We start from the raw sequence: 23,572 nt of genomic DNA on the forward strand, positions 1-23,572 counted from the left end.
TTTGTTGATCGAGAGGAAGAGCCATGTGTCTGGGAATACCAGGACAAGTCGTCGAGACGGTCGACGCGGAGAACTATCTGGCAAAGGTCGACGTGTCGGGGGTACGCCGCACCATCAGCGTCCGGCTGCTGGCTGACACCGGTCTCAAAGACGGTGACTGGGTGCTGGTCCACGTCGGGTTCGCCATGGCCAGGATCGACGAGGAAGAGGCGGCGACCACGCTCGCGCAGCTCCAGAAGATGGGCAGTGAGTACGACAACGAGCTGGAGCAGTTCAGCTCCACGAGCCTGTAGGAGACGCGAGATGAAGTTCGTCGACGAGTTCCGCGACCCGGCCGCCGCGCGCGCCCTGGTCAGAACGATCACCGAGCTGGCCACCGAGGATGAGTACAAGTTCATGGAGGTGTGTGGTGGCCACACCCACACCATCTACCGACACGGTCTCGAGCACATCCTCCCCGACAACATCGAGCTGGTGCACGGCCCCGGCTGCCCCGTCTGCGTGATCCCCATGGGACGCATCGACGACGCGATCTGGCTGGCCCAGCAGGAAGGCGTCATCTTCACGACGTTCGGCGACATGATGCGGGTGCCCGGGTCAACGGGCTCCTTGCTGGACGCCAAGGCGCGCGGCGCGGACTGCCGGTTCGTGTACTCACCGCTCGACGCGCTCAAGATCGCGATGGAGAACCCGACCAAGCACGTCGTCTTCTTCGCGGTCGGTTTCGAGACGACTGCTCCGTCCACCGCGGTCACCCTGGTGCGCGCGAAGCAGCTGGGGGTCACCAACTTCAGTGTCTTCGCCAACCACGTGACGATCGTGCCGCCGATCAAGGCGATCCTCGACTCGCCAGACCTGCGGCTCTCCGGCTTCCTGGGTCCCGGCCACGTCTCCACGGTGGTCGGCACCCGGCCTTACCGGTTCGTCCCCGAGGTCTACGGCAAGCCGATGGTGGTGGCCGGCTTCGAACCGCTCGACATCCTCCAGTCGGTGCAGATGCTGCTCAAGCAGATGGCGGAGGACCGCTGTGAGGTCGAGAACCAGTACTCCCGCGTCGTACGTCCCGAGGGCAACCCGCAGGCGCTCCAGTTGCTCAACGAGACCATGGAGCTGCGTCCCCACTTCGAGTGGCGCGGTCTTGGGTTCATCTCGCAGAGCGCACTGAAGGTCCACCGCGACTTCGCCGAATGGGACGCCGAGGAACGGTTCTCGATGCCCGGCATACGGGTCGCCGACCCCAAGGCCTGCCAGTGCGGCGAGGTGCTCAAGGGTGTCATCAAGCCGTGGGAGTGCAAGGTCTTCGGCACTGCCTGCACCCCCGAGACCCCCATCGGCACCTGTATGGTCTCGCCGGAGGGCGCTTGCGCCGCCTACTACAACTTCGGTCGCCTGCACCGCGACACGGCCATCATGGTGGGAGAGCGCGCGGCACTGTGAGGGAGCGGGACCAGTCGGGCGATCCGGGCGAGCGGTTGTTCGCGCGCTACGCGCACGCCCCCAACGCGCTGGGCTACTGCGGACCGACGGCTGCGGCGGTCCTCCAACAGGCGGCCTGTGGGCTGCCGACGGAGGCCGGTGCCGTACGCCGGGTGGCTCGTCAGTTCTCCGGCGTCTGGCCCTACCAGGTCCTGATGGGTGAGCAGCTGGGCCTCGATCCGCTGTCCGAGGGGGTCGGCCGGGCTTACTGGACCGGCTCCGAGGACACCGACCGGGTGGACTCGCGGGTGCTCGGGGAGCGGCTCATCGAGCGCTTCGCCGCACAGGCAGGGCACTACTGGTCGCATCTCGACGCGGAGCTGCTGTCAGAGGTGAGCCCCACCCACGTCTTCCACGTGCTCGGCGTCTATCCATGGACGCGGCTGCTCGCGACAGGACTGCCCGAGCCCCTTCACGTCTTGGACTCGTGTCGGATCCGGGCCGGCCGGGTCCTCGACGTCGATGAAGACTCGGTGCTGGTGGAGGTCGACGTCCTGGCCTACGACCAGCGACTCGTCGTGGATGAGCCTCGACCGGAGCGAGTGACGCGGCGTACCGAGGACGGCGTGATGGCGGACTTCGACGAGGGCGACTGGGCTGCGCTCCACTGGTCCTTCGCCTGTGACCGCCTGACCGCCGCGCAGGCCGCGACCCTGATCGCGTCCTCCGCCGAGCAGGTGACCCTCACCAACGTCCGGTTGACCCTGCCCAAGACGTGACCGATCGACTCAGCTGAATTTCTCGGCTGCTGGAGCGCAACGTCCCTCGAAGGTGTCCCAGAGGGCGTCGGTGCGCGAGACGATCGCGCGGCTGACGGAGCCCAGGCGCCCCCGATGGGGGAGATGCGGGTGCGGGCGGGTAGGTGCGGTCTCCTCTATCCGGTGCAGCCGCAACGCGATGTGGAGCAGCTCGGTGTGGTCGTGGCATTGGTCGAGATCGGCCAGCGCGACGTTCTCGAGGTCGACGATCGCCTTGACCTCCAGCTCCAGCCCGGTCACCAGATCAGCGAAGGAGCAGTGAGCCATCGCCGAGCTGCCGTAGAGCCGAGCCTTGACCCAGACCGCGGTTCGCTCGACCCGATGACAGGCGTCGCGGAGTGCGATCGCGGTGTCACCGTTGTCAACGGCCCGAAGCTCGTCGACAACGACGGCTCGAACCGCGTTGACGTGTCGCGTGAGGTCGGTGAGCATCGCGTCAGCGCGACACTGGAGGTCGCGTGCCTGTCGTGGCCACGCCACGACGTGGAGGTCCTCGAACCGTCTTGCCAGGCGCTGGTGTGCTCGCCGGATGACCTCGTGGATCGGCTGCTCCTGGGTGGACAGATGTGCGGCGGCCAGGGACGACGGGGTGCTGTTGTTTGCGCTTGACGTCATGATCCTTCGGCTCCTTCGAGGACGGGACGTGTCGTTCCTCGACGATCGCTGCGCGCGCCCGCAAGCGGATCGTCACGCGGGACAGCGTCGCTCGTCGATGCGGTCGGCGCGCGGACGTCGTTAAGCGTTCGGCTACCGGTACGCGGTCGCGCGCTGAGGCATGCCGCGAAGGCCCAACTGTGCCCACTAGATTCGTCGGGCGGTCGCTGTACTGCGCGTTCCGCACAACAGCCATCTGTCGCCATCCTGGTCGGACCTGCCCATGACCGCGCCCCCACGACTTGCCTCCCAGCTTCTACCTGAGCACAGCATCCTCGCGAACCAAGTCGCCGCGAACTCTGCGACCACGTCCTAACGCCGCCATAACCCGTTGCCCACGAGGGGGCCCAGGCTGGCGAGGAGTGCCGAGATGACGAGGGTTCGGTTTCGTTTCATGCCTCGACTGTCGTGGTCGACCCCGTCCCGGCGCATGGTCTCGGGGTCCCGTTTTGCCGGGACCCCGGCGCTGGGTCGCGATTGGGTCCCGTCGAGTGGCGCACGTCGGTTCCCTGATCTTGGTGGGCCGGGTCGGTCACCGGTGGGAAGCGGCCACCGCATGATCGCGCGAAGGATCCACACCCCTCCAAGGAACTTACCGGCGAAGGTGCGTCTAACCGGCAATGGACAGCGCTCGCCCACCCGAATAAGGTCGGCGAGTGTCTGGCGCTGACAGGGGTAGGTCTTGACCACCGGCGACTGCCCCGGCCCCGGGCAGGGACCCGGCCCGCACCCTCGGTGCCGGCCTTGATCCCCGTGGCGGCTGGGGCGGGGCCCGGTGGGCGCCGCGCGACCCGGCCCGGGCTCGCCCTCGCCCTGCTCGCCGTGAGCACGCTGCTGGCGATGAGCGTGTGGTTCTCCGCGACGGTCGTGGTCGCCGGACTCGAGGCGGAGTGGTCGCTGGGTAGCGGGGGCGCCGCCCTGCTCACCATCGCTGTGCAGGTCGGGTTCGTCGTCGGGGCACTCGGGTCGGCGGCGCTCGGCCTGGCCGACGCCGTTCCCGCCCGGACCCTGATGCGCCTGGGTGCGCTCGGTGCGGCCGGCAGCAACGCCCTGTTGCTGCTCGCCAACGGCCTGGGCGCCGCTCTTCCCCTGCGGCTACTCACCGGTCTCTTCCTCGCCGCCTACTACCCCGTGGCACTCAAGGAGGTCGCCACCTGGTCGCGGCGCGGGCGAGGCACCGCCCTGGGCCTGATGATCGCCGCACTCACCCTCGGCTCGGCCTTGCCCCACCTGGTGGCCGCGCTCGCCGATACCGGAGCGGGGCCCGGCTGGCGGGGCGTCATCGCCGCCACCAGCGTGCTCGGCGCCGCCGGGGGTCTCCTGCTCCTGGCGGTGCACGGCGAGGGGCCATGCCCGTTCCCCCGCGGACCGGTCAGCCTCGGCGCCGGATTCCGATCGCTGCGCCACCGCGACGTGCTGCTGGCCGACCTGGGCTACGTCGGGCACATGTGGGAGCTCTACGCCATGTGGGCCGGCGTCGGGACATTCCTGCTGACCCTGCCCACGGTGGCCGGGCGCCCGGCCCCCGCCACCCTCGCGGCGTACCTGGCTTTCGGCTGCATCGGGATCGGTGCCGCCGGCTGCCTGGTCGGTGGCCTGGTCGGCGACCGGTGGGGGCGTCCGCGCGCGGCCCTGCTGAGCCTGGTGTGCTCGGGTGGCGCCGCGCTGGTCCTCGCTGCGACGTACGACATGGTGCCGCTCGGAGTAGTCGTCGCGTTGTGCGCGTGGTGGGGATTTTGGGTCATCGCCGACTCCGCGCAGTTCTCCGCGATGGTCACCGAGCACGCACCGGCGGGCAGCGTCGGGGGAGCGTTGTCGGTGCAACTGGCGTTGGGCTTCCTCACCACGACCCTGACGCTGTGGCTGGTGCCGGTGCTGGTGGAGCGCGCCTCGTGGCACGTGGCGCTCGTCGTGCTCGCCGCAGGGCCGGCGGTCGGGGCGGGTGCGATGCTCGCCGCGGAGCGCCGGCGCCGGTCGAGGTTGCTCAGCCCTGATTCGAGGGCGCCTGCCTGAGCGCTGGGTACGACGATTCGGTCTGTGCACTCGTCGATGTCCTCTGCCCTGCCGACGTGCGGTGGTTCTGCTCACGAACCCCGACTGTGATCACACCCGGAGTGTGGTGGTCGCTGCTGGGACGCGGCACCACGGCGGGTCTTCGATCCGCATCATCAAGCCGGCTGGGTGCGGTCCAAGCCGGTGCAGGAGCCGGCAGTGGTCCGGAGCGCGGTGATGAGGGCGCCGTACTGGGCGGCGGTGAAATGCGACCCGACAACAGTGCGTGGATTGCCCGCAACGCGGCGCCCATTGGCTGCGGTCAACACCGCACATAACCCCCTGTGACCCAGTGATTCGTCCCGGCCCTGGGGGTTCGCTCGCCGTCGCGTGGACTCCGTCCACCCCGAGGCCGCGGGTCAGGCGGTGCTCACGACGCAGACGTGGAGATGAGGCTTCTGGTCCCCGAGCGGGTGACGCCCTCTCCTCGGCCGGACCGGCTGTTGCTAGCGTGCGAGGACCGGCGCCGACCGGAGGAGGCCGCCCCCGTGGGAGTCGTCCTGTCCGTGCTCGCGGTCGTCGTCGGCGTCCTCATCGGCATGGTTGGCGTCGGCGGCGTGCTGCTGCCGCCGGGACTCGTCGCCCTCGGCGACCTGACCGCCAACGAGGCGACGGCGACGAGCACGTGGGCCTTCGTGTTCACCGGTGTGGTCGGCACGGTCGCCTATGCGTGGCGGGGGGGGCGTGCCATGGGACATGCTGGCCCGGTTGGCCATCGGGGTCGTACCCGCAGCGTTCCTCGGTGCACTCGTCAACGCGACGTTGCCCGGGTCCGTTGTATTGCTCGCGCTGGCGGCTCTCACGCTGTTCGTCGGCGTGCAGCAGCTGCGGCCGCGGGCCGTCCGAGAGGCGCGGGACGAGCTGGGCACGGCGGCGCTGGTCGCGGTCGGCGCATTCGTCGGGTTCGGATCCGCGCTCACCGGGACCGGAGGGCCGGTACTGCTCGTGCCGGTGTTGCTGACACTGGGGGTAGCGCCGTTGCGGGCGGTCGCGGTGAGCCAGGCGGTGCAGCTGCCCGTCGTCGTGGCCGGCTCGGTCGGTTACCTGCAGACGGGCCTGGTCGACGTACGCCTGGGCACGGCGCTCGGCTGCCTCGCCGCGCTCGGGGTCGCGGCCGGCGCGGTGGTGGCCACGCGCATCCCTGCCGAGGGGCTGAGGCGGATCGTGGCACTGGCGTGCATCGCGGCCGGTGTGTTCCTGGTGGTTCGCGCGGCCGTGTGAAGCGGCGGAGGTCGCTCCGGTCCGTCGACGGCAGATCGGCGACCGCACTCCCGCGGTACCCGTCCTCTGGTACAAGAGCGCACCTACTGCGAGTAGCGCGCCTACGCTCGTCCTCGCGTTGGTGACGCCACGGCGTACGGGAGCCTGCCATTATTCAAGAACCCGGGCCCCGCCCGGCGCTGACCGTGAGCGGAACCTGCTCCGGCAACGTCGCAAGGTCACGCGTCACTACCGACCGCTCGTGTCCCGCAAGACCCGTCCGAAGACCTTCCCGGGAACGGCGCGCTTAACGGACTGGCGCCTCCGCCACGCTTTCCATCAGTCTCACGGAACTCGGGGAGCCACGGCTCCATGTCGCGATCGCGATCCAGGAGTTCTCAGTTCGGACTGTGCTGGCTAATGCTGAACGTCTCGGATTGTCCCTGAACGTCTTGTGCTGTCCCTCGGCCGCCGAACCGGGCCTTGACGAGCACGATTGTCCCGTTCACGCTAGAAGGTCCCTGCTGATCGTCGGGGCAGGGATGTCCCTCGGGAGCACACCATGTCCGTTGCTGGTTGCCTTGGCCTCCTGGACTGCGACGGTGCACTCATGTGCGAGGCACGAGAGGCCTGGCGCCGGTGGGCTCGGGAGAGGCCGGAGATTGCCGTCGTGGAGGACTTGGTCGATATGCCCGAGTGGGCACTGGCGGCGCCGAACGATGCGAATGCCGTCCTCGGCGTTCTGGCATCCATGACTGAGTTCGAGCCGGAGGCGATCACTGCGCTCGTGTGGGCGCTGCTCCCCGGAGCCGAGAAGGTAGCCAGGCAGGCGACCGACCTCTCGGACGACATCGACGGCCTGGTGGCGAGCCAGCTGTGGGTCGAGGCGTCTGCGGCGTACCGACTTGCAACGCCGAACATCGCGGGCGCCATCGTCGGGCAGACCAGGCGCGAGGTTCTGGCGGACCTTGGAGTCGGTAACTTCGCGAGACGTCGCGACCGGGCCATGACATGCGCCACCGGCGATCCGGACCTGCTCAACGAGGTCCCATGCGTCGAGCCTGAGGCCGACCCCGGCCCGGTCCTCACCGAGCTCTTCCAGACCGGCTTGGCGGAAGGGGCGATCAACGGCCTCGACTATTGGCTGCTGTGGGCGCTCGCCGCCGAAGCAGATCGACAGAATGTGCCGGCGCACCGCGGGCGGCTGGGTTTGACCGCGCCGGCCGTCGTGGAGGCGGTCGCGGATGAGGCCAATCTTGCCCCGAGGTCGCTGAGGAAGCGGGCGGCGAGGGCACTGGATCGGCTCATTGAATACGTCGACGCTCGAGACGACTCAAAGCAGTACGCGGAGTGGAAGGCGCAGCATCGTCGTCGCGAGTTGACGGTCTGGGATGAGATGGAGCTCTCGCTCGTCGAGGCCGAACTTGAGCGGTTCCGCTTGGACCATTCGGAGATGACACCGAAGCAACTGCGTGTCGCTTTCAACGTTGTGCTGGGGACCAGGCAGCGGAGTCGTTCGGCGCGGGAATGGCAGGCGCTCCTAGAGTCCGATGCCGGGTGACCGTCGACCCGATTGATGGCGCTCAGGCCGGTGCGCGGCGTCGTTGGCCGCCATGCGCTCGATCCGGTAGGCGAGCGCTTCAACCTTGCGGTCCTCAGGAAGCGGGCGCCGCAGATGGGCCGCCCGGCGGAGGATCTGCGCCGGATTGAGGCCGCTGACCTGCAGCCGGTCGAGTTCGCGGGCCAAGTCGAGGATGTGGCCGTCGCGGTGCTGCGGATCGCCGATCGCCATGGCGATCTCGGACTCCCAGCGGCGTACGGACGCCGGGTAATGGGAGTCGACCTGGCGTTGCAGGTGACGGGCGTAGCGGGCGGCGGCCAGATCATTGGCTTCCGGGACGGAGCCCAGCAGGCTGCGGTCGGCATCGGGGATGCCGTTGGCCGCCCGCCAGGTCAGGATCTCGCTGCGAAGTTCGGCCGTCAGGACGTCATCGAAGCGGCGCAATGCCGGCGGAAGTTCGACATCGTGTCGCATGGCCTCGACGAGATCGGCGACCCGGTCCCCGCGCGCTTTCAGGTAGACGGCCCACTCTCGGTGCTCGTGGAGCTCGCCGGGGATACCGGGCAACCACGGGAGCGGTCCTGGTCCAGCGGTTTCGAGCGCATCATCGGCTTCGCCGCGCAGGAGCTGGTGAGTGGCGGTGGTGACGGAGTCGACATATCTGCCGACCGCTTCGTGGAGGCGGGTCGCGGGGCTGGTGGCGCGCGCGAACTCCGTGGTCGCTGAGACCGCGGCGCCATCGCGGCCAACGATGCGATCGAAGGTATCGACGGCGGTGAGCTGTTCTTCGATGCCGGGCAGGAAGTCCTCCTCGGCGTCGGGCTGTTCGGTGATGAGGTGGAGGTGGTTGGCGGCGCGGCCACGGGTGAGCATCGTGTAGAGCAGCTGTCGGTCTTCGTGACCCGTGACGATGCCGTGCATGACGTCGGCCGTGCTGCCCTGGGCGGCATGGACCGTGGTGGCGTAACCGAGCTCGACGTGCTCGCCGACGTAGGCCGGCGGAAGGGTCGCCTGCAGCCCGGACCGCAGGTGGCGCACACGGATCGCGCCGCTCATGTCGACCGCGGTGACCGTCCAGCGGTCGCCGTTCTTGACCCAGTCAGTGCCGGTGATCCCGAGGCGGCGGTCATTTCGGCGGGTGAGGATGACGTCTCCCGCCGACGCGTTGTTGCCGTCCGCCAGCGCCACCTGGTCCTTCGGTTCGGCTCCGTTGAGGCGGGTGTTGCGCGCCGCCTTGTTCAGGCGGCCAACGAGGTCGCGAGTGGGGGCGAGCATCAGGCACTCGCGTCCAGCCTCCGTCTCGTCCTGCCAGGCAACCAGGACCTCGGTGAGACTGGTGAGTTCGTCGCCCGAATGGATTCGGTCGTGGTCGAGGTAGAACCCAATCGCCGACTTGTCCCCGTCCCGGAGCGCGAGGGACGCGGAGGCTTCGATGGCGTCGTCGAAGCGCACCACCTCACTGAGCCGGACGGCGCCGTGGGTGCTGGCGATGTCCCTGAGGACCCCACCGGCGCCGACAGCAGCGAGTTGTTGGTCGTCCCCGATCAGCCGCACACGTGCGCCCATCCCGGTGCAGGCCGAGATGATCCGGTCCAGCGTCAGGGTGTCGGCCATCCCCGCCTCGTCGATCACGACGATCGTGTGCGGCCCGAATCCGGGATCAAGACCGGCGCCGAAGGTGTGGTCGAGCTTCGCGAGCGTGTCGGCGGGGATACCGGTCGCCTCGGTGAGCACGGCTGCGGCGGCTGCGGACGGCGCGAGACCCACCACCTCGTAGCCGAGGTCGTGGGCTGTGCCGGCGAGGACGCTCATCGCGGTCGTCTTCCCGGCACCTGCCGGAGCCAGCGCGAGGGCGACCTGTCGAGAGTCGGCGACGAGCGCCAAGACGAGTGCGCGTTGCCCCTCGTTCAGCGAGGGTTGCTCCAGGTTGGCGGCCATGAGCGCCAGTTCGACGTCCACTGGGTCCGGAGCCCGCGGGCCGACGGTGCCCGCGGCCTCCACAATGCGCTGTTCGGCGGCGAGCATCGCGTGGCTGGTGAAGTGGTCGGCGCCGGTGTGTCGGTAGACGCTCATCCCGTCCGAGCGCCGCAACGCGGTGGGCTCGGTGATCGGGTCGAGATCCGGTGTCAGGTTGATGAGCCGGGCAGTGACGGCGTCGACGAGATGCTCCACCGCCTCAGCAACCCGATCGGGAGGAACGTCGAGGTCGCGCACCTGGCGTTGCGCTTCGGCGTACATGTGCCAGGACTGCCAGGTCGCACGGTGCGACTCGAGTTGGCCGATGACCTGATCGGCGGCCTGCGCGAGCCAGAGGGAGGTGAACTCTGGTCGTGACCGCTGGTCCGGGGTCAGGGCAGAGTCGAGCATGATTCGGATGCCTCCTTCGCCGAGGAGGTCCGCGGCTTGGTGGTGCCAGCCCTGGCGTTGCTCCGCCTCCGACCGCGGATCGTGCTTCGCCTCGCGGGTTTCGAGGTTCGCCCGCTGCGCCAGTCCGATTGATTCCTTGTCGGTTGGCGAACGGCCGTGGACCTCGGTGAACTCGCGCGTGAGCACGGCGACCCTGTCCTCGATGTCGGCACGACGGCTCGACCACCGCCTCATCAACTCCGGATCCACTCCGGAGATCTCCCGCACCGGCCGCTTCCCACCCGGACGAGCGACGTCCACGAATCGCAACCCCAGCTGACTGTGGAGGTGGGCTTCGAGTGCGGTGTTGTACGCCTCGGACGCGGCGACGACGTGCTCATGAAGGATCGTGCCGTAGATCGACAGCCACTTGCCCTGCCTGGTCTGAACCTTGTTCGCGACCGCGACGTGGGTGTGGAGGTCAGGATCGCCGGCACGCGAGTCGCGATGCAGGAACGCGGCCGCGATCAGCCCACGTGTCTCGACCTGGCGTGCACCGCCGGCGCCCTCGCGGGTGAAGATCGCGTGCGTCTCCAAGAAGTCGAGGGCGTCGAGGACGGCCGCGTTGTGCGCCATCTTGATCTGCCTCGCGACGTCGGGCGACGCGACAGCCCAGAGGGTTGAGACCGACTTCGCGGGACTGAAGGTGAGGTCGAACCCGGCCACCGACCCCTTGCCGAACCTTCTTCCCAAAGCGGTGCCGGTGACCGGATGGCAGCCCTCGCCGAACAAGTGCTGCATCTGCTCTGCCGTCACGATGTCGCCGTAATCGATGCCGCCGACCTCGGCCGGGCCAGAGCCAACCCAGCGACCAGGGGCCTCGCCCTTCGCCTCGTAGTAGTCCGACAGTGGCATTCCTCGGAGCTCGGTCGAGTCCGCCGCTGCAACTTGCCGGGTCAGGTACTCATAGCCCGAGCCAGCGGCGAGCTTCTTCAACGACATCGTCATACCCCTCAAGGCCGGGACCGGGCCCTGAGTGGCCACCCCGAATGGAGTGAAAGAGGTGTGTCCGGGAAGGGATGGGACTGAGAGATGTCGAGGGGAGGCGGAGGAGGCGCTTGCTGGGAGGAGTGGGGGCTGGGAGGTGAGCTGGTGAACGGGCGAGGAGGGGCAGGGCGCAAGCGTCAGGAGGGGCGACGGGAGACGGGGCGAAAATGGGGTGGCCACTGGATGACAGATCCGGGCCTTGTGGGATGAAGGCGGCCAATCGGGTCGCCCCGACACAGGAGTCGTCATGACCACGACCGCCACGACCCACCGCCGCCTGATCTCGCTGACCGAGGCCGCCGACGCGCTCGCTGTCTCGACCAAGACCGTGCGCCGCTACATCGCCGCCGGCGAGCTCGATGCCGTACGCCTCGGTCGGCGAACCATCCGGATCAAGGTCGAGTCACTCGACCGGCTGGTCGACGCGCACCCGGTAAACACGTGGCACAACAGAAGCGCGTGATCGGGTGTGCCCTACCAGCCGGACTCATCAAGCGACGGCGTGGAACTCGAGCTTCAGCCCGAGGGCGCGGCTCACCCTGTAGATCGTGGCAAAGCTGGGGTTGCCCTCATTGGACAACGCCTTGTAGAGGCCCTCGCGGCTCATCCCCACCTTGCGGGCGAGCTCGCTGAAATTCTGGGAGCGGGCGATGACGCCGATCGCGTGGGTGATGAAGGCAGGATCGTCGCCGGCCTCCTCAAGTGCGGCCTCGAGGTAGTAGGCGATGTCCTCAAGCGAGTTGAGGTAATCCGCCGAGTCGTAGGGTGAGAACTTCTCAGCCATGGTCCTTCCACTCCTTCGCTATCTCGTGGGCCTTCTCGATGTCCTTCGTCTGTGTTGACTTGTCGCCACCGCAGAGGAGGACGATGAGCACGTCATCGTGGTGTTGGTAGTACACCCGGTAGCCGGGACCGACATCGATCCGCAGCTCGGAGATTCCGTGGCCAACCGGCTTGGCGTCCCCTGGGTTGCCGTTGGCGAGGCGATCGAGCCGGACTTGGATTCGCGCGGCCCCACGCCTGTCCTTGAGGCTTCTCATCCATCTGTCGAAAGTCTCGCTTCGAACGATCCCTATCGTTGTCAACTGTAGTTCACACTCCCGAGATTGCCAATGGCGTTCTGCCGGAAGGCACCGACAGCTCTGTTCACCGCGTCACCCCGCCGAAGTCGAGACCGTCGAACGCGAGTGCGGTCAGGTCGTCCATGCGGGTTTGGGTGGCGCGCACGTAGCGTTCAGCGGCATCTGAGGAGGAGTCGCCCAGAAACGTCTGGACCTCAGCGACGTGGGCACCACGTTGCGCCAGTCGGGTTGCGCCAGTTGCGCGAAGGTCGTGGAAGTTGATGTTGCGCCCGACCGCCTCGCGCACGTCGGTCCACCCGCCCGACAGATCCCGAAACCGAGTCGGCTGCAGCCAGTTGCCAGATGGCCCCGGGAACGCGAGCCCGTCGCGGCCTGTGACGTAGCTGTTGAGGTGTTCACTCAAGACGGTGACCACGGAGGCGGGGACACGTTGGTCCCTGATGCCAGCCTTTGACTTCGGTTCCTTCTCGTATCGTTTGCCACCCGGCCCGGTGCCGATGGCGCGACGGATGTGCAGCACCGGCACCTTTGCCTTGAGATCGATGTCAGATCGGCGCAGCGCAACGAGTTCACCGAACCGCAGACCGCAGCCCAGCGCCAGGGCGACCATTGCTCTCCACTCGGGGCGGATCGTCGCCATGATGATCGCCAGGTCCTCGTCCTCGATCACTTCGGTTCGCTTGTCGGATTTGCTGCCGATGGTGCCGGCCCCGTCGATGGTGAACGGGTTGACGGCACCCGGCAGGATGCCGTCCGCTGCGGTCGCTGATTTCATGATCCCTTTGGCGAGTGAATAGGCCTCGCGGACCGTCTTGGGCTTGTCGTGGGGGAGTGAGTCGTACCAAGCCAGCACGTGGGTCGCGGTGATCGTGTTCAGCGGCATCTCACCGAACGTCGGCAACAGATACTTTCGCAACCAGATCAGATAGCCGCGCCGGGTCGACTCCTGCAGCGGTTTGCCGCCCTTGACCTTGCGCGCCTGTAGCCAGATCTTCGCGTACTCCTCGAACGTCGCCACGCGCGCGGCCTCAAGTACCGCCCGCTCGGCCTCGGCCTTCTCGGCAATGGTCTTCCATTCGGCGCCCTCGACCTGCAGACGCTTCTCCTCGTCGCGCAGCCAGTCTCCAGCCGCCTCCTTGCCGTAGGCGCCTGGCTCAAACGTGTGGGGCGCCGTCACGATGTGTCCACCGCGGCCGGACTCGTGAGCCAGCGGCACTGCGTAGCGGGCCTGCCAGCGACCCGACCGCATCTTGGTGATCTGACCGAACCGGCGCCGATCTGCCGTGCGTGCCATGCCGTTCTCGCCCTTCGTCGCTACCGATGTGGACGGATTCTGCATCGGCTATGCATCGGAGCGTACGTCATAATTCGTCCAAATGTGGACTGTTGGACCTGCATCGGTTGGACATGTTTCCGCAGGTCAGAGCCTTGTTATGACTCGTTGTGTCCACGGGTGTCCAACAGTCGTCCTTGTTGGTTCGAGTCCAATCGGGGGAGCAAACGAAGGGCCCGACGTCCATGACGTCGGGCCCTTCGCTCTGTCCGGGGAACTCACTCACCGAAGCCCAGGGAGTAGACCTCGAACGACGCGGCGAAGGGGACCCCGAGCCGCTGGCCGCTCTGCCGGGCGAACCCCTCGAGGAACTCTCGCGGGTCCCAGTTCTCCCAGCCGAGCCCGTCGATGTAGGCCCCGTGCGCCTCAAGAGATGCGACCCCGAGGTCGAACGTGTCGGTCGTGTCGACGCCGTGCTTCGCCTCGGGGGAGCCGGAGGCCCAGACGGCGCGGACCCCGCCCCAGGGCTCCAGCGTGGAGGACAGCTGTTCGGGGAAGATCCAGCGGTTGCCGGCGTCGCGTGCCGCGTCCAGCACTGCTCTGCCGACGGCGATGTGGTCGGCCTGGTTGAGCGACGTCCCGCCCCACGAGTCGCGGAAGTTGCCGGTGATGACGATCTCGGGCCGGTGTCGGCGGATCACCTCCGCGAGGACGCGCCTCAGAGCGACGCCGTACTCCACGATGCCGTCCGGCTCCCGCAGGAAGTCGACCTTGTGCACGCCGACGACTCGCGCGGAGGCGATCTGCTCGGCCTCGCGCAGCGGGGCGCACTCGTCGGGGTGCAGGCCGTCGATGCCCGCCTCACCGCTGGTCACCATGCAGTAGGCGACGTCCTTGCCATGCCCGGTCCAGCGGGCGACGGCCGCGGCCGCGCCGAACTCCAGGTCGTCGGGGTGCGCGACGATGCACAGCGCGCGCTCCCAGTCCTCGGGCAGTGCTTCCAGCGGAGGTGGAGTCTGGGTCATGCTCCGAGCATCGCAGGGTTCAAGTCACCAGCACAGGGCCCAGGATCCGCGCAGCAGGTTGTGCGCGATCTTCTCGGTGCGCTGGTAGGCGCGGGTCCGCCGGAACGGGTCGTTGCGATAGACGTACGTGCGCGCCAGTCCGCGACGGATCTGCTCGCGCCCGACGTCGAGCCCCCGACGGGAGACGTAGCGCAGCCAGCGGCCGTAGCGGTCGCGGTCGGCCTGGCTGGGGTCGGACTCCAGTCGCACGCGGGAGCCGACCGGCGCCAGCTGCTCCATGTGGGACGAGGCGGCGCCGCCGCCGCACTCGCGTCCGCCGTACACCTCAGGGGTGTCGATGCCGAGGATGCGCACGGACCGCACGCCGACACCGTTGATGCGGATCTTCAAGGTGTCGCCGTCGGTCACCTTGACGACGTTGCCCGTGTGCCTGCGGACCGGACCGGAGCTGCCCGAGCCGTTCGGGTCGGTGTCGCTGTCCTGCGTCGGCGCCGGCGGCGACGTCTGGGTGACCAGCGGCACGGGCTGCCCGCTGCCGATGCACGGGCAGGGGTTGGACTCGCAGACCACCCGGTCCCCGTCGGCGTCGAGCCGGTGCGGGTCCCCGGCGCCGGCGTTGAGGAAGAAGGTCTGCGCAGCCGCCTGCGTGGGGAAGTCGGCGCAGTCCATGTCGGCCGCCGCTGCGGCCGGCGAGACCGTCGCCAGGCCGGTGACCAGCAGGGCGAGCAGGACGAGTGGTGACAGCAGGCGTCTCATCGGCCCATGCTCGCCCTCGCCGGCCGCGGTGTCCGGCGAATGGAGTGATTGCGTAGGCTGCGGCCCGTTCGGGGGCGGTAGCTCAGTCGGTCAGAGCAGAGGACTCATAATCCTTGGGTCGTGGGTTCGAGCCCCACCCGCCCCACCTGAGGCCAAGCGTCGCTCCGCCCGGCCTGTCTGTGATTGCAGACTCGAGGTGGTCGTGAGGCCTATCTCCTGCCCGGTCGCGCTGCTGTGCTTCACCACACCCCCGCAGACCAACAGGAGACACCATGGCCCAGACCCTCGTCCAAGGCCTTGAGTCCGGGACCGCCAGCCCCCGGCGACGACCCGGAGTCCGGCCAGCCGTGGCGGCCGCGCACAGGTGGACCTCGATCGTCGTCGCCGGGTTCCTGATCGTGATCATGACCTCGGGCGTGCCGCTGCTGTTCGGCTCCGAGATCTTCCGCGTCTCCAACCCGGAGATCTACCAGGCCACCTCCAGTGACAGTCCGCTCACGCCGCAGCAGGCGCTCGAGGTCGTCAACGAGGCACACCCGGAGTTCGTCGCGGGCAACGTCATCGACGACGAGGGCGTCTACCTCGTCACGGACTCGCGGCTCAACCAGGTCTACGGGGTGGATGCCGGCAGCGGCGAGATCACGGGCGAAGGCTCCTACTACGGCGGGTTCCCGGGCCTGATGGAGAACCTGCACGCGTTCGGGCTCTCCAGCCCGAGGTTCCCCGGCTACGTCCCCTGGCTCGGCGAACCGATCCCGACGCTCGGGGTCGACAGCCTCGAGGGCACGACCCGCGGCGTCGCGATCGTCGGCGTTGTCGGCATCCTGGCGGTGCTGCTCGTCATCTCGGGCGTCTACCTGTGGTGGCCGGGGCTGCGGCGCATCGGCAGCGGGTTCCGCATCCGGCGCTCCTCGGCGCGCTACGTGCGTCACCGCGAGGTGCACAAGGTGGTCGGCATCATCTCGGTCCCGTTCATGCTCATGTGGGCCTTCACCGGCGCCGCAGCTCAGTTCCCCCAGCTCCAGCAGGGGTTGATGACGATCACCGGCGGCGAGCCCGACCAGCTGCGGCGGGTCAGCTGGGACTTCGCGAGCGTGCCGGGCGCGGAGACGATCGGCCTGGACGAGGCACGCGCCGCCGCGCTCACGGTCGTCCCGGGCGACATCAGCAACCACACCCTTCCCGATCCCGAGGACCCGGCGGCCGCCTACCTGTTCGAGATCAGCGGAGCCGGTGGCGTCGATCCGTACGACAACGCGATCCTGCACGGCAACGACTGGGTCTACGTCGACAAGTACGACCCCTCCCACACCAAGGTCGTCTACAGCGGTGACGGCGTCCCGGTGCAGAACCGGTTCTACGAGGAGGCCGTCTACCCCAGCCACTTCGGCTGGTACGTCCCGACGTGGGCGCGCGTCCTGTGGGCGGTCTTCGGTCTCGCACCGGCAGTGCTGTTCACCACCGGTCTGATCAGCTGGGGAATCCGCGCGCGCAAGCGTCGTGCCCGCCGGGCGCGGGCGACGGCATGACCGGGGTCGCGGCCGGAGCAGCGACCTTCGCTGTGCTGGTCGCGGGATGGTCGTTGCTGGTCGCGATCCGTGGCACGAGCGGCGGTTCGCTGGGCTGGGGGCTGCTCGCCCTCGAGCTGGCCATGCTGGCGCTGGTCGGGACCCGGCTGCTCGCCCTCGACGGATCACCGACCGCGGTGCAGGTCGGCTACCTCGCGGCCGGGGCCCTGCTCCTGCCAGCGCTGATGCTCGGTGCCGGCGACGACCCGCGGGGCCGTCCCCTGACCGCGGCCGTCGCGAGCGCGGCGCTCGTGGTCCTCGTGCTGCGCATCGAGTCTGTGCTGTGAGGACTGGGACCCGCGCTCAGTCCTGACGTCGACCGATCCGACGGCTGAGCTCGTCCGCAGTCCGGCGGGCCTGCTCCACGAGCACGGGCACCTCGGCCGACTGCTCGGTCGGGAACGTGATCGCCACACTGGCGATCGGGTGCTGCTGATGATCGGTGACCGCCACCGCGACCGACGACAGGTCGGGCGTCACCTCTCCGTCCTCGACGGCATAGCCGTCCTGACGCACCTTGCGCAGCAGCTCGCGCAGCTCCGCCAGACGAGCCCGTCCCTCGCCACGGTCCAGGCCGGGATGGGCCGTGAGCAGTGCCCTGACCTGGGCAGCGGACATCCGTGCCAACATCGATCGCCCGCTGGCAGTGCGCACCGCCGGCAGCCGCACGCCCACGCCCGTCACCAGCGGGCGCTTCTCCGGACCCTGTTCCTCCAGGACGTAGACCACGTCGCGGCCGTGGATCACCGAGAGGTGCACCGTGTGCCCGACGAGGTCGCGCAGCGCCGCCACCGGCAGTCGGGCCACGCGCTGCAGGGGAAGCTGTCGGGTGTAGCCCGCGCCCAGCTCGTAGGCAGCGACTCCCAGGCCGAAGCGGCGTTCCTCGAGATAGTGGACGACGAAGCCCTGAGCCTCCATGGTGGCGAGCAGCTGATAGGTCGTGGACCTGGGCAGCCCCGTCCTCGTGGCGAGCGTCGCCGCCGAGACCGGGCTCGGCTGGGAAGCCAGGTAGCGCAGGATGGCCAGGGTGTGGGCCGCGGCCGGGACCTCTCTCATGTGACCTGAACCTACGGGCGGCTCCCCGTGCGCCAGTGGCCGCCCGACGGGGAAGTGTCTGCCATCCCAGACCCTGACCTGCGCGTGGGCGTGGCGGACCAGGGCGGTGTGGGGTGCCATGGACGAACACCCACTTCACCAACCGGAAGGACGCCCGATGAGGTTCGCCATCGATCTGCGCCAGTGCCAGGACCACGGACACTGCGCCTTCACCTCCTCGGCGTTCGACCTCGACGGTCGAGGACGGTTGGCCGTGCGCAAGCCCGGCCTGCAGCAGTTCGTCTCCGAGCCCCTCCCCGCGTCACTCCGCGACGAGATCGAGGAGGCGGTCTTCGCCTGCCCGGCGCAGGCCATCGACCTGCTCGACGACGATGCCTGACGACCCCGTCGTGGTCGTCGGCGCCGGCCTCGCGGGCCTGCGTGCCGTCGAAGGACTGCTGCGGGAGGACCACCCGGGGCGGGTCCTGGTCTTCGGCGACGAGCCGCACCCGCCGTACAACCGTCCGGCGCTCTCCAAGGACCTCCTCGACGACGGCGATGTCGCGCGGCTGGGCTATCGGGTGGCGGAGGACCCGCGCGTCGTCTGGCGCACCGCGAGCCGCGTCGCTGCCGCCCACCTGACCGACCGGACGCTGCGGCTGGAGGACGGGGACGCCTTCGCCTACACCGGTCTGGTGATCGCGAGCGGCATCCGCCCCCGGCGCCTGCTCGTCCCCGGCCCGACGGCTGGCCGGTTCACGGTCCGGACGATGGACGACGTGCTGGCTGTACGGCGAGCGCTCGGTGCTGCGTCGCGGGTGACCGTGGTGGGCGGCGGTGTCCTCGGCTGCGAGCTGTCCTCGACGCTGTGCCGGCTTGGAGCCCACGTCGACCTGGTGCTCGGACCCGAACCCGTGCCGCTGCGGGCTGTCGCCGGCGAGACCGTCGGCACCGAGCTGATGCGGCGCCATCGCGCCGAGGGCACCCGGGTGCACCCGGACGAGAGCGTGTGCGCCTACACGGGGATCGGTCGGGTCGACGGGCTGCTGCTCAGCTCCGGTCGGCACCTGGCGGCGGACCTGGTGATCGAGGCGGTCGGAAGCGTGCCCGACCTCGGCTGGCTCGTGGGCCACCGTCTCGACGTGGCCGACGGCGTTCCCTGCGAGGCCGACCTGTTCGTCCAGGGTCACCCGGAGGCGGTGGCGTGCGGTGACGTCGCGCGCCTCCCCGACGGACGGGCCGAGCACTGGGCGCGCGCGAGCGAGACCGGCCGGCACGCCGGTCGTGCTCTCGCACGCCGGCTCCGAGGGACCACCCCGCTCCACGCGTTCCGACACGTGCCGACCTGGTGGAGCGACCAGGTCGGCGTCAGGCTGCACGGGCTCGGTCGTCTCTCGCCGACCGCCGACCTGCGCGTCCTCGAAGGTTCGCTCCACGAGTCAGCCGTCGTCGGCTACCACGACGCGGAAGGCCTCAGCGGCGTGCTGCTCATCGATGCGCCCGGACGGCTGCCGCACTATCGTCGGCTGCTCTCGCAACAACCCGAGCGGGTGGCGTCGGCGTCCCCCGCGTCAGCTCTCGCCCGCGATGAGGTAGCCGTCCCCCGAGCGCTGGAGCCGGAGGTTCACCGAATCGTTGGTGTCGTCACCGTCGGTCGTGCGGTAGGCCACGTCGTAGGAGACGGTCAGCGCCTCCGGGTCCACCTCGATGTCGCTCGGGGTGGCCGACTCGATGGTCCGCCAGAAGCCTGAGTACCTCCCGAACCCGCCCGAGTCGGCCTGGAAGCCGGACGTCAGCATCGCGAAGGCAGCCCGTCGGTCGGTGGTCACGGTGGCGAGATAGGTCGTGATGAAGTCCGTGACCTCCGCGCGAGTGTCGACGGTCGGGCTCGTGGTGGTGGGCGAGTCGCTCGTCGGGCGGCTGGATGGCGAGTCGCTCGTCGGCTCGCTGGCGGTCGGCTCCGGCGAGTCGTCCCCGGTCAGCGTCAGCGCCAGGACGACCGCGACCAGGGCCGCACCGAGCCCCGCCAGCCACAGCCAGGGCGCGCCGCGCTTGTCGTCCGTGGGTTCCGCCGGCCCCGCTGGCCCCGCCGGGGCGATGGGCGCCAGCACCTCGGTCGCCGGCGCCTGCTCGCCGGCCAGCACCTGGGTCGATGTCACGCCGACGGCAGCAGGGTCCCTGCGGATCTGGGCCAGCCGGTCCCGGACGCGTTCCATCGGCCAGCGCTGCGCCGGGTCCTTGGCCATCGTCACGCGCAGCAGCTCCTCGAACGCACCTGCGTCGGCCAGCCGCGGCGGCTCCTCGTGCACGATCTTGTAGAGCCCGCCGATCATGTTGGCGCTCACGTCGTACGGCGGCCTGCCGGTCAGCACGTGGAAGAGCGTCGCTCCCAGCGACCAGACGTCGCTGGCCGCGCCGGCGCCGCTGCCCGAGGCGACCTCCGGTGCGAGGTAGGCCGGTGAGCCGGTGACCAGACCGGTCTGGGTGAGGCTGACGTCTGCCTGCGACCGGGCGATGCCGAAGTCGGTCAGCTTCGCCTGCCCGTCGGTGGTGAGGAGGATGTTGGAGGGCTTGACGTCGCGGTGCGTGATGCCCGCCTGGTGCGCGGAGGCGAGGCCGTCGGCCACCTGCCACATGACCTGGGCCGCTTCGGCGTGGTCGAGCCCGCCACCCGTGCGGATCCTCTCGGCGAGCGACTCGCCCTCGACGTACTCCATCACCAGCCACTGGTGGTCCTGGTCCGCGACCACGTCGAAGACCGAGACCACGTGCGGGTGGTTGAGCATGGCCGCCAGTCGGGCCTCGCGTTCGGCGCGGGCGAGGTCGGGACTGCTCTCGCCGGGCAGCATGCCGATGCGCTTGAGAGCGACCTCCCGGCCGAGCACCTCGTCGCGCGCGAGGTAGACGGCGCCCATCCCGCCGCGACCCAGCTCGCGTCCGAGCGTGTACCTGCCTGCGATCAACGTCGTGCCTTTCGGTCGGGTGGATCCCCGCGTCGGGAGATCTCACATGCTAGGCGCGGTGGCCATCTGGCAGGCTTGGGCCGCCAGCGCACTCGGCAGATCCCCACCGGAAGGACCAGCGTGTCAACCCCGAACGTTCTCGACGAACTCGTGTGGCGCGGCCTCGTCGCCCACTCGACCGACCCGGCCGAGCTCCGCGAAGCCCTGGGTGCCGGGAGTGTTCGCTTCTATGTCGGCTTCGACCCGACCGCGCCGAGCCTGCACATGGGCAACCTCGTCCAGCTGATCACCGCCCGCCGCCTGCAGGACGCCGGCCACACGCCGTACATCCTCGTCGGCGGCGCCACCGGGATGATCGGCGATCCGAAGGACTCCGGGGAGCGCTCCCTCAACAGCCTCGACATCGTCAAGGACTGGACCGAGCGCGTACGCCGCCAGGTGTCCGGCTTCGTCGTGTTCGACGGCGCCAACGCGGCCACGGTGGTCAACAACTACGACTGGACCGCGTCCATGTCGGTCATCGACTTCCTGCGCGACATCGGCAAGCACTTCCCGGTCAACCGCATGCTCGCGCGCGACACCGTCAAGCGCCGCCTCGAGTCGGGCATCAGCTACACCGAGTTCTCCTACGTCCTGCTGCAGTCGATGGACTTCCTCTCGCTGCACCGCGAGCACGGCGTGACGCTGCAGTTCGGCGGCTCCGACCAGTGGGGCAACATCACCGGCGGCGCCGAGCTGATCCGGCGCGCGACCAGCGGCCAGGCACACGCGTTCGCGACGCCGCTCGTCACCAAGGCCGACGGCACCAAGTACGGCAAGACCGAGGGCGGGGCCCTGTGGCTCGACCCGGAGATGATGTCGCCCTACGCCTTCCACCAGTTCTGGCTCAACGTCGAGGACGAGAAGGTCGTGGAGATGCTCAAGATCTTCACCTTCCTGACGCGCGACGAGATCGAGGACCTCGAGGCCCAGACAGCGGAGAAGCCGTTCCTGCGGGCCGCCCAGAAGCGGCTGGCCGACGAGGTCACGACGCTGGTGCACGGGGCCGACGAGACCGAGCAGGCCAAGGCCGCGGCCAGCGCGCTGTTCGGGGGCGGCGACCTGCACGCGTTGAGCGCCTCCACGCTCGCCGCAGCCCTCGGCGAGGCCGGCAGCGCGTCGCTCAAGCGTGACGAGCTGCCGTCCGTGGTCGACCTGTTCGTCGAGGCCGGGCTCGCCAAGAGCAAGGGCGAGGCCCGCCGGACCGTCTCGGAGGGCGGCGCCTACCTCAACAACACCCGTATCGAGGACCCCGACCTCGTGCCCACCGAGGGCGACCTGCTCGGCGGGTCGTGGCTCGTGCTGCGCCGAGGCAAGAAGAAGTTCGCGGGCGTCGAGGTCAGCTGACGCCGATGACGCGCTGGTTGGACGGACTCGAGGAGCGAGCGCGGCACCACGTGCCGGCGCACATCCTCGAGTACGTCCTGCAGGGCGCGGGCGCCTCGGTGTCCACCGCGGAGGCGCCGCACGCCTGGGCCGGTGTCCGGCTCGTCCCGCGCGTGCTGCGCGACGTCACGCACATCGACCTGACGACGCGGCTGCTCGACACCACCTACCAGGTGCCGTGGGGAGTGGCGCCGACGACGCTGCAGCGCTCGGTCCATCCCGACGGCGAGGTGGCGATGGCGCGCGCGTGTGCGGAGGCCGGCTCCCTGCTGGTGGTCTCGAGCAATGCCGGCACCAGGTTCGAGGAGATCGGTGCCACCGGGGTCGACTGGTGGCTGCAGGCCTACCTCCCCAGCGACCGTCGTCTCGCGGAACCCCTGCTGGAGCGAGCCGTCGAGGCCGGCGCCAGGGCAGTGGTGCTGACCGTCGACACACCAGTGGTCGGCACCAAGATCACCGAGAGTGGCCGCTCGATCTTCGAGCTGGTGCCGAGCGAGCACCTGCGCGTCAACTTCGATGCGGACTACGCCGACCAGCCGGGTGCGGAGAAGGCGACCGACCTCGGCCCCGCCGACCTCGCCCACCTCGGAGAGCTGACCGGCCTGCCCGTCGTGGTCAAGGGAGTCCTCAGGGGAGCGGACGCGCGGATGTGCGTCGACGCCGGCGCCGCCGCCGTCTGGGTCTCCAACCACGGGGGGCGCCAGCTCGACCGGGTCGTCTCCACGGCGACGGCACTCCCACGGGTGCGAGAGGCAGTGGGGGAGTCGGTCCAGGTCTACGTCGACGGGGGAGTCCGCTCGGGCCTCGACGTGCTGGCCGCCCTGGCCCTGGGTGCCGACGCGGTCCTCCTCGGGCGCCAGCCCCTGCTCGCGCTGGCAGAGGGAGACGGGGGCGTACGCCGCTGGCACGCCGAGCTCCGCACCGAGCTGAGCGAGGCGATGCGCCTGGCCGGCGCCGTGACACCGGGCGACACGCACGGGCTGGCCACGCCCTGAAAGTCGCTCGCAGGCCGCTGACCTGCACAAACAGCGTTTCGCAACCCTCTGTGGCCGCCGTCACACCATTTGGATTTGCAAGATCGCCGGCATCTGCCTAATGTTCTCTTTGTCGCCGGGTGCGGCGGGAAGCAAGGCCAGAAGGCCGGGCTTCCGGCTCCCGAGTCGGCCACTCTCTCTCACCACTTCGAGCCTTGCAGGTTCGAGACGCTGAGAGGGGCGAGGTGCGAAAGGCCCAGGACTTGCTCCTGAGGAAACACGCCTCATACAGTACGACCATCAGCTGCCGCAGCGAAGTCACGAAAGTGAATTAGCGCGGTGTGCGCCTGATGTTTGAGAACTCAACAGTGTGTCAT

Annotated in this window: 21 protein-coding genes, 1 tRNA gene and 2 pseudogenes; 15 read left to right on the plus strand and 9 right to left on the minus strand. The window is 69.2% G+C overall.

The window, feature by feature from the left end:
* The first annotated feature begins 23 nt into the window (after nt 1–23).
* From CF8_RS19480 to CF8_RS19490, 3 genes are read left to right on the plus strand one after another with little or no spacing between them, the layout of a single operon-like run.
* Nucleotides 24–293 (plus strand): HypC/HybG/HupF family hydrogenase formation chaperone, encoded by a 270-nt coding sequence (locus CF8_RS19480; RefSeq protein ID WP_010834810.1) that lies wholly within the window; start codon nt 24–26, stop codon nt 291–293.
* 10 nt (nt 294–303) lie between these two features.
* Nucleotides 304–1,437 carry a hydrogenase formation protein HypD gene (gene hypD, locus CF8_RS19485; protein WP_010834811.1) on the plus strand — a complete coding sequence of 378 codons (1,134 nt, stop codon included), beginning with the start codon at nt 304–306 and terminating at the stop codon, nt 1,435–1,437.
* On the plus strand, nt 1,434–2,195 hold the full coding sequence (locus tag CF8_RS19490; protein ID WP_010834812.1) for a DUF6390 family protein: 762 nt from the start codon (nt 1,434–1,436) through the stop codon (nt 2,193–2,195). Before hypD ends, CF8_RS19490 begins: the two co-directional genes overlap by 4 nt.
* Before the next feature lie 9 nt (nt 2,196–2,204).
* Here CF8_RS19490 and CF8_RS19495 read toward each other — a convergent pair whose 3' ends face one another.
* Complete coding sequence (locus CF8_RS19495; RefSeq protein ID WP_010834813.1) at nt 2,205–2,849, minus strand: hypothetical protein; 645 nt, start codon at nt 2,847–2,849, stop codon at nt 2,205–2,207.
* Nucleotides 2,850–3,710: 861 nt separating this feature from the next.
* Here CF8_RS19495 and CF8_RS19500 point away from each other — a divergent pair.
* From CF8_RS19500 to CF8_RS19520, 4 genes and pseudogenes are all read left to right on the plus strand, one after another.
* Nucleotides 3,711–4,901, plus strand: coding sequence for an MFS transporter (locus CF8_RS19500; RefSeq protein ID WP_198016894.1), 1,191 nt, complete (start codon nt 3,711–3,713; stop codon nt 4,899–4,901).
* Between the two features lie 428 nt (nt 4,902–5,329).
* Nucleotides 5,330–5,611, plus strand: a pseudogene (locus CF8_RS23735) (TSUP family transporter); the annotation flags it as partial.
* On the plus strand, nt 5,586–6,161 hold the full coding sequence (locus CF8_RS23370; protein ID WP_269634799.1) for a sulfite exporter TauE/SafE family protein: 576 nt from the start codon (nt 5,586–5,588) through the stop codon (nt 6,159–6,161). The pseudogene CF8_RS23735 and the gene CF8_RS23370, both read left to right, overlap by 26 nt.
* 649 nt (nt 6,162–6,810) lie before the next feature.
* A complete protein-coding gene (locus CF8_RS19520) occupies nt 6,811–7,701 on the plus strand; it encodes a hypothetical protein (protein WP_010834816.1) in 891 nt (296 codons plus the stop codon).
* Here the strand turns inward: CF8_RS19520 and mobF are convergent.
* A complete protein-coding gene (gene mobF / locus CF8_RS19525; protein WP_442937088.1) occupies nt 7,681–11,043 on the minus strand; it encodes a MobF family relaxase in 3,363 nt (1,120 codons plus the stop codon). The genes CF8_RS19520 and mobF overlap by 21 nt on opposite strands.
* Before the next feature lie 298 nt (nt 11,044–11,341).
* Between mobF and CF8_RS19530 the strand changes: the two genes are divergently transcribed.
* On the plus strand, nt 11,342–11,557 hold the full coding sequence (locus CF8_RS19530; protein WP_051204282.1) for a helix-turn-helix domain-containing protein: 216 nt from the start codon (nt 11,342–11,344) through the stop codon (nt 11,555–11,557).
* Nucleotides 11,558–11,584: 27 nt separating this feature from the next.
* Here the strand turns inward: CF8_RS19530 and CF8_RS19535 are convergent, their stop codons facing one another.
* The 5 genes from CF8_RS19535 to CF8_RS21270 form a co-directional block, all read right to left on the minus strand.
* The gene (locus CF8_RS19535) at nt 11,585–11,878 is read right to left on the minus strand and encodes an addiction module antidote protein (protein ID WP_010834818.1); all 294 of its coding nucleotides are present in this window, start codon (nt 11,876–11,878) and stop codon (nt 11,585–11,587) included.
* Entirely contained in the window at nt 11,871–12,179 is a 309-nt protein-coding gene (locus tag CF8_RS19540) for a type II toxin-antitoxin system RelE/ParE family toxin (protein WP_107705784.1), read from the minus strand. Before CF8_RS19540 ends, CF8_RS19535 begins: the two co-directional genes overlap by 8 nt.
* Before the next feature lie 61 nt (nt 12,180–12,240).
* Nucleotides 12,241–13,515, minus strand: a complete 1,275-nt coding sequence (locus tag CF8_RS19545; protein WP_084622960.1) for a tyrosine-type recombinase/integrase — start codon at nt 13,513–13,515, stop codon at nt 12,241–12,243.
* 212 nt (nt 13,516–13,727) lie between these two features.
* Entirely contained in the window at nt 13,728–14,474 is a 747-nt protein-coding gene (locus tag CF8_RS19550) for a PIG-L deacetylase family protein (protein ID WP_010834821.1), read from the minus strand.
* A gap of 24 nt (nt 14,475–14,498) precedes the next feature.
* Nucleotides 14,499–15,230: a thermonuclease family protein gene (locus CF8_RS21270; protein ID WP_010834822.1), complete on the minus strand. Its 732-nt coding sequence runs from the start codon at nt 15,228–15,230 to the stop codon at nt 14,499–14,501.
* A gap of 71 nt (nt 15,231–15,301) precedes the next feature.
* Here CF8_RS21270 and CF8_RS19560 point away from each other — a divergent pair.
* The 3 genes from CF8_RS19560 to CF8_RS19570 all read left to right on the plus strand — a co-directional run bounded on the left by CF8_RS19560 (nt 15,302) and on the right by CF8_RS19570 (nt 17,085).
* Nucleotides 15,302–15,375, plus strand: a tRNA-Ile gene (locus CF8_RS19560).
* A 127-nt stretch (nt 15,376–15,502) separates the two neighbouring features.
* Nucleotides 15,503–16,759 (plus strand): PepSY-associated TM helix domain-containing protein, encoded by a 1,257-nt coding sequence (locus CF8_RS19565; RefSeq protein ID WP_010834823.1) that lies wholly within the window; start codon nt 15,503–15,505, stop codon nt 16,757–16,759.
* Complete coding sequence (locus CF8_RS19570; RefSeq protein WP_010834824.1) at nt 16,756–17,085, plus strand: hypothetical protein; 330 nt, start codon at nt 16,756–16,758, stop codon at nt 17,083–17,085. Before CF8_RS19565 ends, CF8_RS19570 begins: the two co-directional genes overlap by 4 nt.
* Nucleotides 17,086–17,101: 16 nt before the next feature.
* Here CF8_RS19570 and CF8_RS19575 read toward each other — a convergent pair whose 3' ends face one another.
* Nucleotides 17,102–17,854 (minus strand): IclR family transcriptional regulator, encoded by a 753-nt coding sequence (locus CF8_RS19575; RefSeq protein WP_010834825.1) that lies wholly within the window; start codon nt 17,852–17,854, stop codon nt 17,102–17,104.
* A 157-nt stretch (nt 17,855–18,011) separates the two neighbouring features.
* Between CF8_RS19575 and CF8_RS19580 the strand changes: the two genes are divergently transcribed.
* Nucleotides 18,012–18,233: a ferredoxin gene (locus tag CF8_RS19580; RefSeq protein WP_036491563.1), complete on the plus strand. Its 222-nt coding sequence runs from the start codon at nt 18,012–18,014 to the stop codon at nt 18,231–18,233.
* Entirely contained in the window at nt 18,226–19,584 is a 1,359-nt protein-coding gene (locus CF8_RS23375; protein ID WP_036491567.1) for an NAD(P)/FAD-dependent oxidoreductase, read from the plus strand. Before CF8_RS19580 ends, CF8_RS23375 begins: the two co-directional genes overlap by 8 nt.
* A 453-nt stretch (nt 19,585–20,037) precedes the next feature.
* Here the strand turns inward: CF8_RS23375 and CF8_RS23380 are convergent.
* A pseudogene (locus CF8_RS23380) lies at nt 20,038–20,796 on the minus strand (serine/threonine-protein kinase); the annotation flags it as partial.
* A 120-nt stretch (nt 20,797–20,916) separates the two neighbouring features.
* Here CF8_RS23380 and tyrS point away from each other — a divergent pair.
* A complete protein-coding gene (gene tyrS, locus CF8_RS19595) occupies nt 20,917–22,182 on the plus strand; it encodes a tyrosine--tRNA ligase (RefSeq protein WP_010834828.1) in 1,266 nt (421 codons plus the stop codon).
* Nucleotides 22,183–22,187: 5 nt separating this feature from the next.
* The gene (locus CF8_RS19600) at nt 22,188–23,216 is read left to right on the plus strand and encodes an alpha-hydroxy acid oxidase (RefSeq protein ID WP_010834829.1); all 1,029 of its coding nucleotides are present in this window, start codon (nt 22,188–22,190) and stop codon (nt 23,214–23,216) included.
* The last annotated feature ends 356 nt before the right edge of the window (nt 23,217–23,572 follow it).

Source organism: Nocardioides sp. CF8, from assembly GCF_000389985.1.
In the GTDB taxonomy this organism is placed as follows: domain Bacteria; phylum Actinomycetota; class Actinomycetes; order Propionibacteriales; family Nocardioidaceae; genus Nocardioides; species Nocardioides allogilvus.

Coding starts and splice junctions, on each gene's coding strand:
- CF8_RS19480 (WP_010834810.1), top strand. CDS start 24: ATGTGTCTGGGAATACCAGGACAAGTCGTCGAGACGGTCGACGCGGAG.
- hypD (WP_010834811.1), top strand. CDS start 304: ATGAAGTTCGTCGACGAGTTCCGCGACCCGGCCGCCGCGCGCGCCCTG.
- CF8_RS19495 (WP_010834813.1), bottom strand. CDS start 2,849: ATGACGTCAAGCGCAAACAACAGCACCCCGTCGTCCCTGGCCGCCGCA.
- CF8_RS19530 (WP_051204282.1), top strand. CDS start 11,342: ATGACCACGACCGCCACGACCCACCGCCGCCTGATCTCGCTGACCGAG.
- CF8_RS19535 (WP_010834818.1), bottom strand. CDS start 11,878: ATGGCTGAGAAGTTCTCACCCTACGACTCGGCGGATTACCTCAACTCG.
- CF8_RS19545 (WP_084622960.1), bottom strand. CDS start 13,515: ATGCAGAATCCGTCCACATCGGTAGCGACGAAGGGCGAGAACGGCATG.
- CF8_RS19550 (WP_010834821.1), bottom strand. CDS start 14,474: ATGACCCAGACTCCACCTCCGCTGGAAGCACTGCCCGAGGACTGGGAG.
- CF8_RS21270 (WP_010834822.1), bottom strand. CDS start 15,230: ATGAGACGCCTGCTGTCACCACTCGTCCTGCTCGCCCTGCTGGTCACC.
- CF8_RS19565 (WP_010834823.1), top strand. CDS start 15,503: ATGGCCCAGACCCTCGTCCAAGGCCTTGAGTCCGGGACCGCCAGCCCC.
- CF8_RS19570 (WP_010834824.1), top strand. CDS start 16,756: ATGACCGGGGTCGCGGCCGGAGCAGCGACCTTCGCTGTGCTGGTCGCG.
- CF8_RS19575 (WP_010834825.1), bottom strand. CDS start 17,854: ATGAGAGAGGTCCCGGCCGCGGCCCACACCCTGGCCATCCTGCGCTAC.
- CF8_RS19580 (WP_036491563.1), top strand. CDS start 18,012: ATGAGGTTCGCCATCGATCTGCGCCAGTGCCAGGACCACGGACACTGC.
- CF8_RS23375 (WP_036491567.1), top strand. CDS start 18,226: ATGCCTGACGACCCCGTCGTGGTCGTCGGCGCCGGCCTCGCGGGCCTG.
- CF8_RS19600 (WP_010834829.1), top strand. CDS start 22,188: ATGACGCGCTGGTTGGACGGACTCGAGGAGCGAGCGCGGCACCACGTG.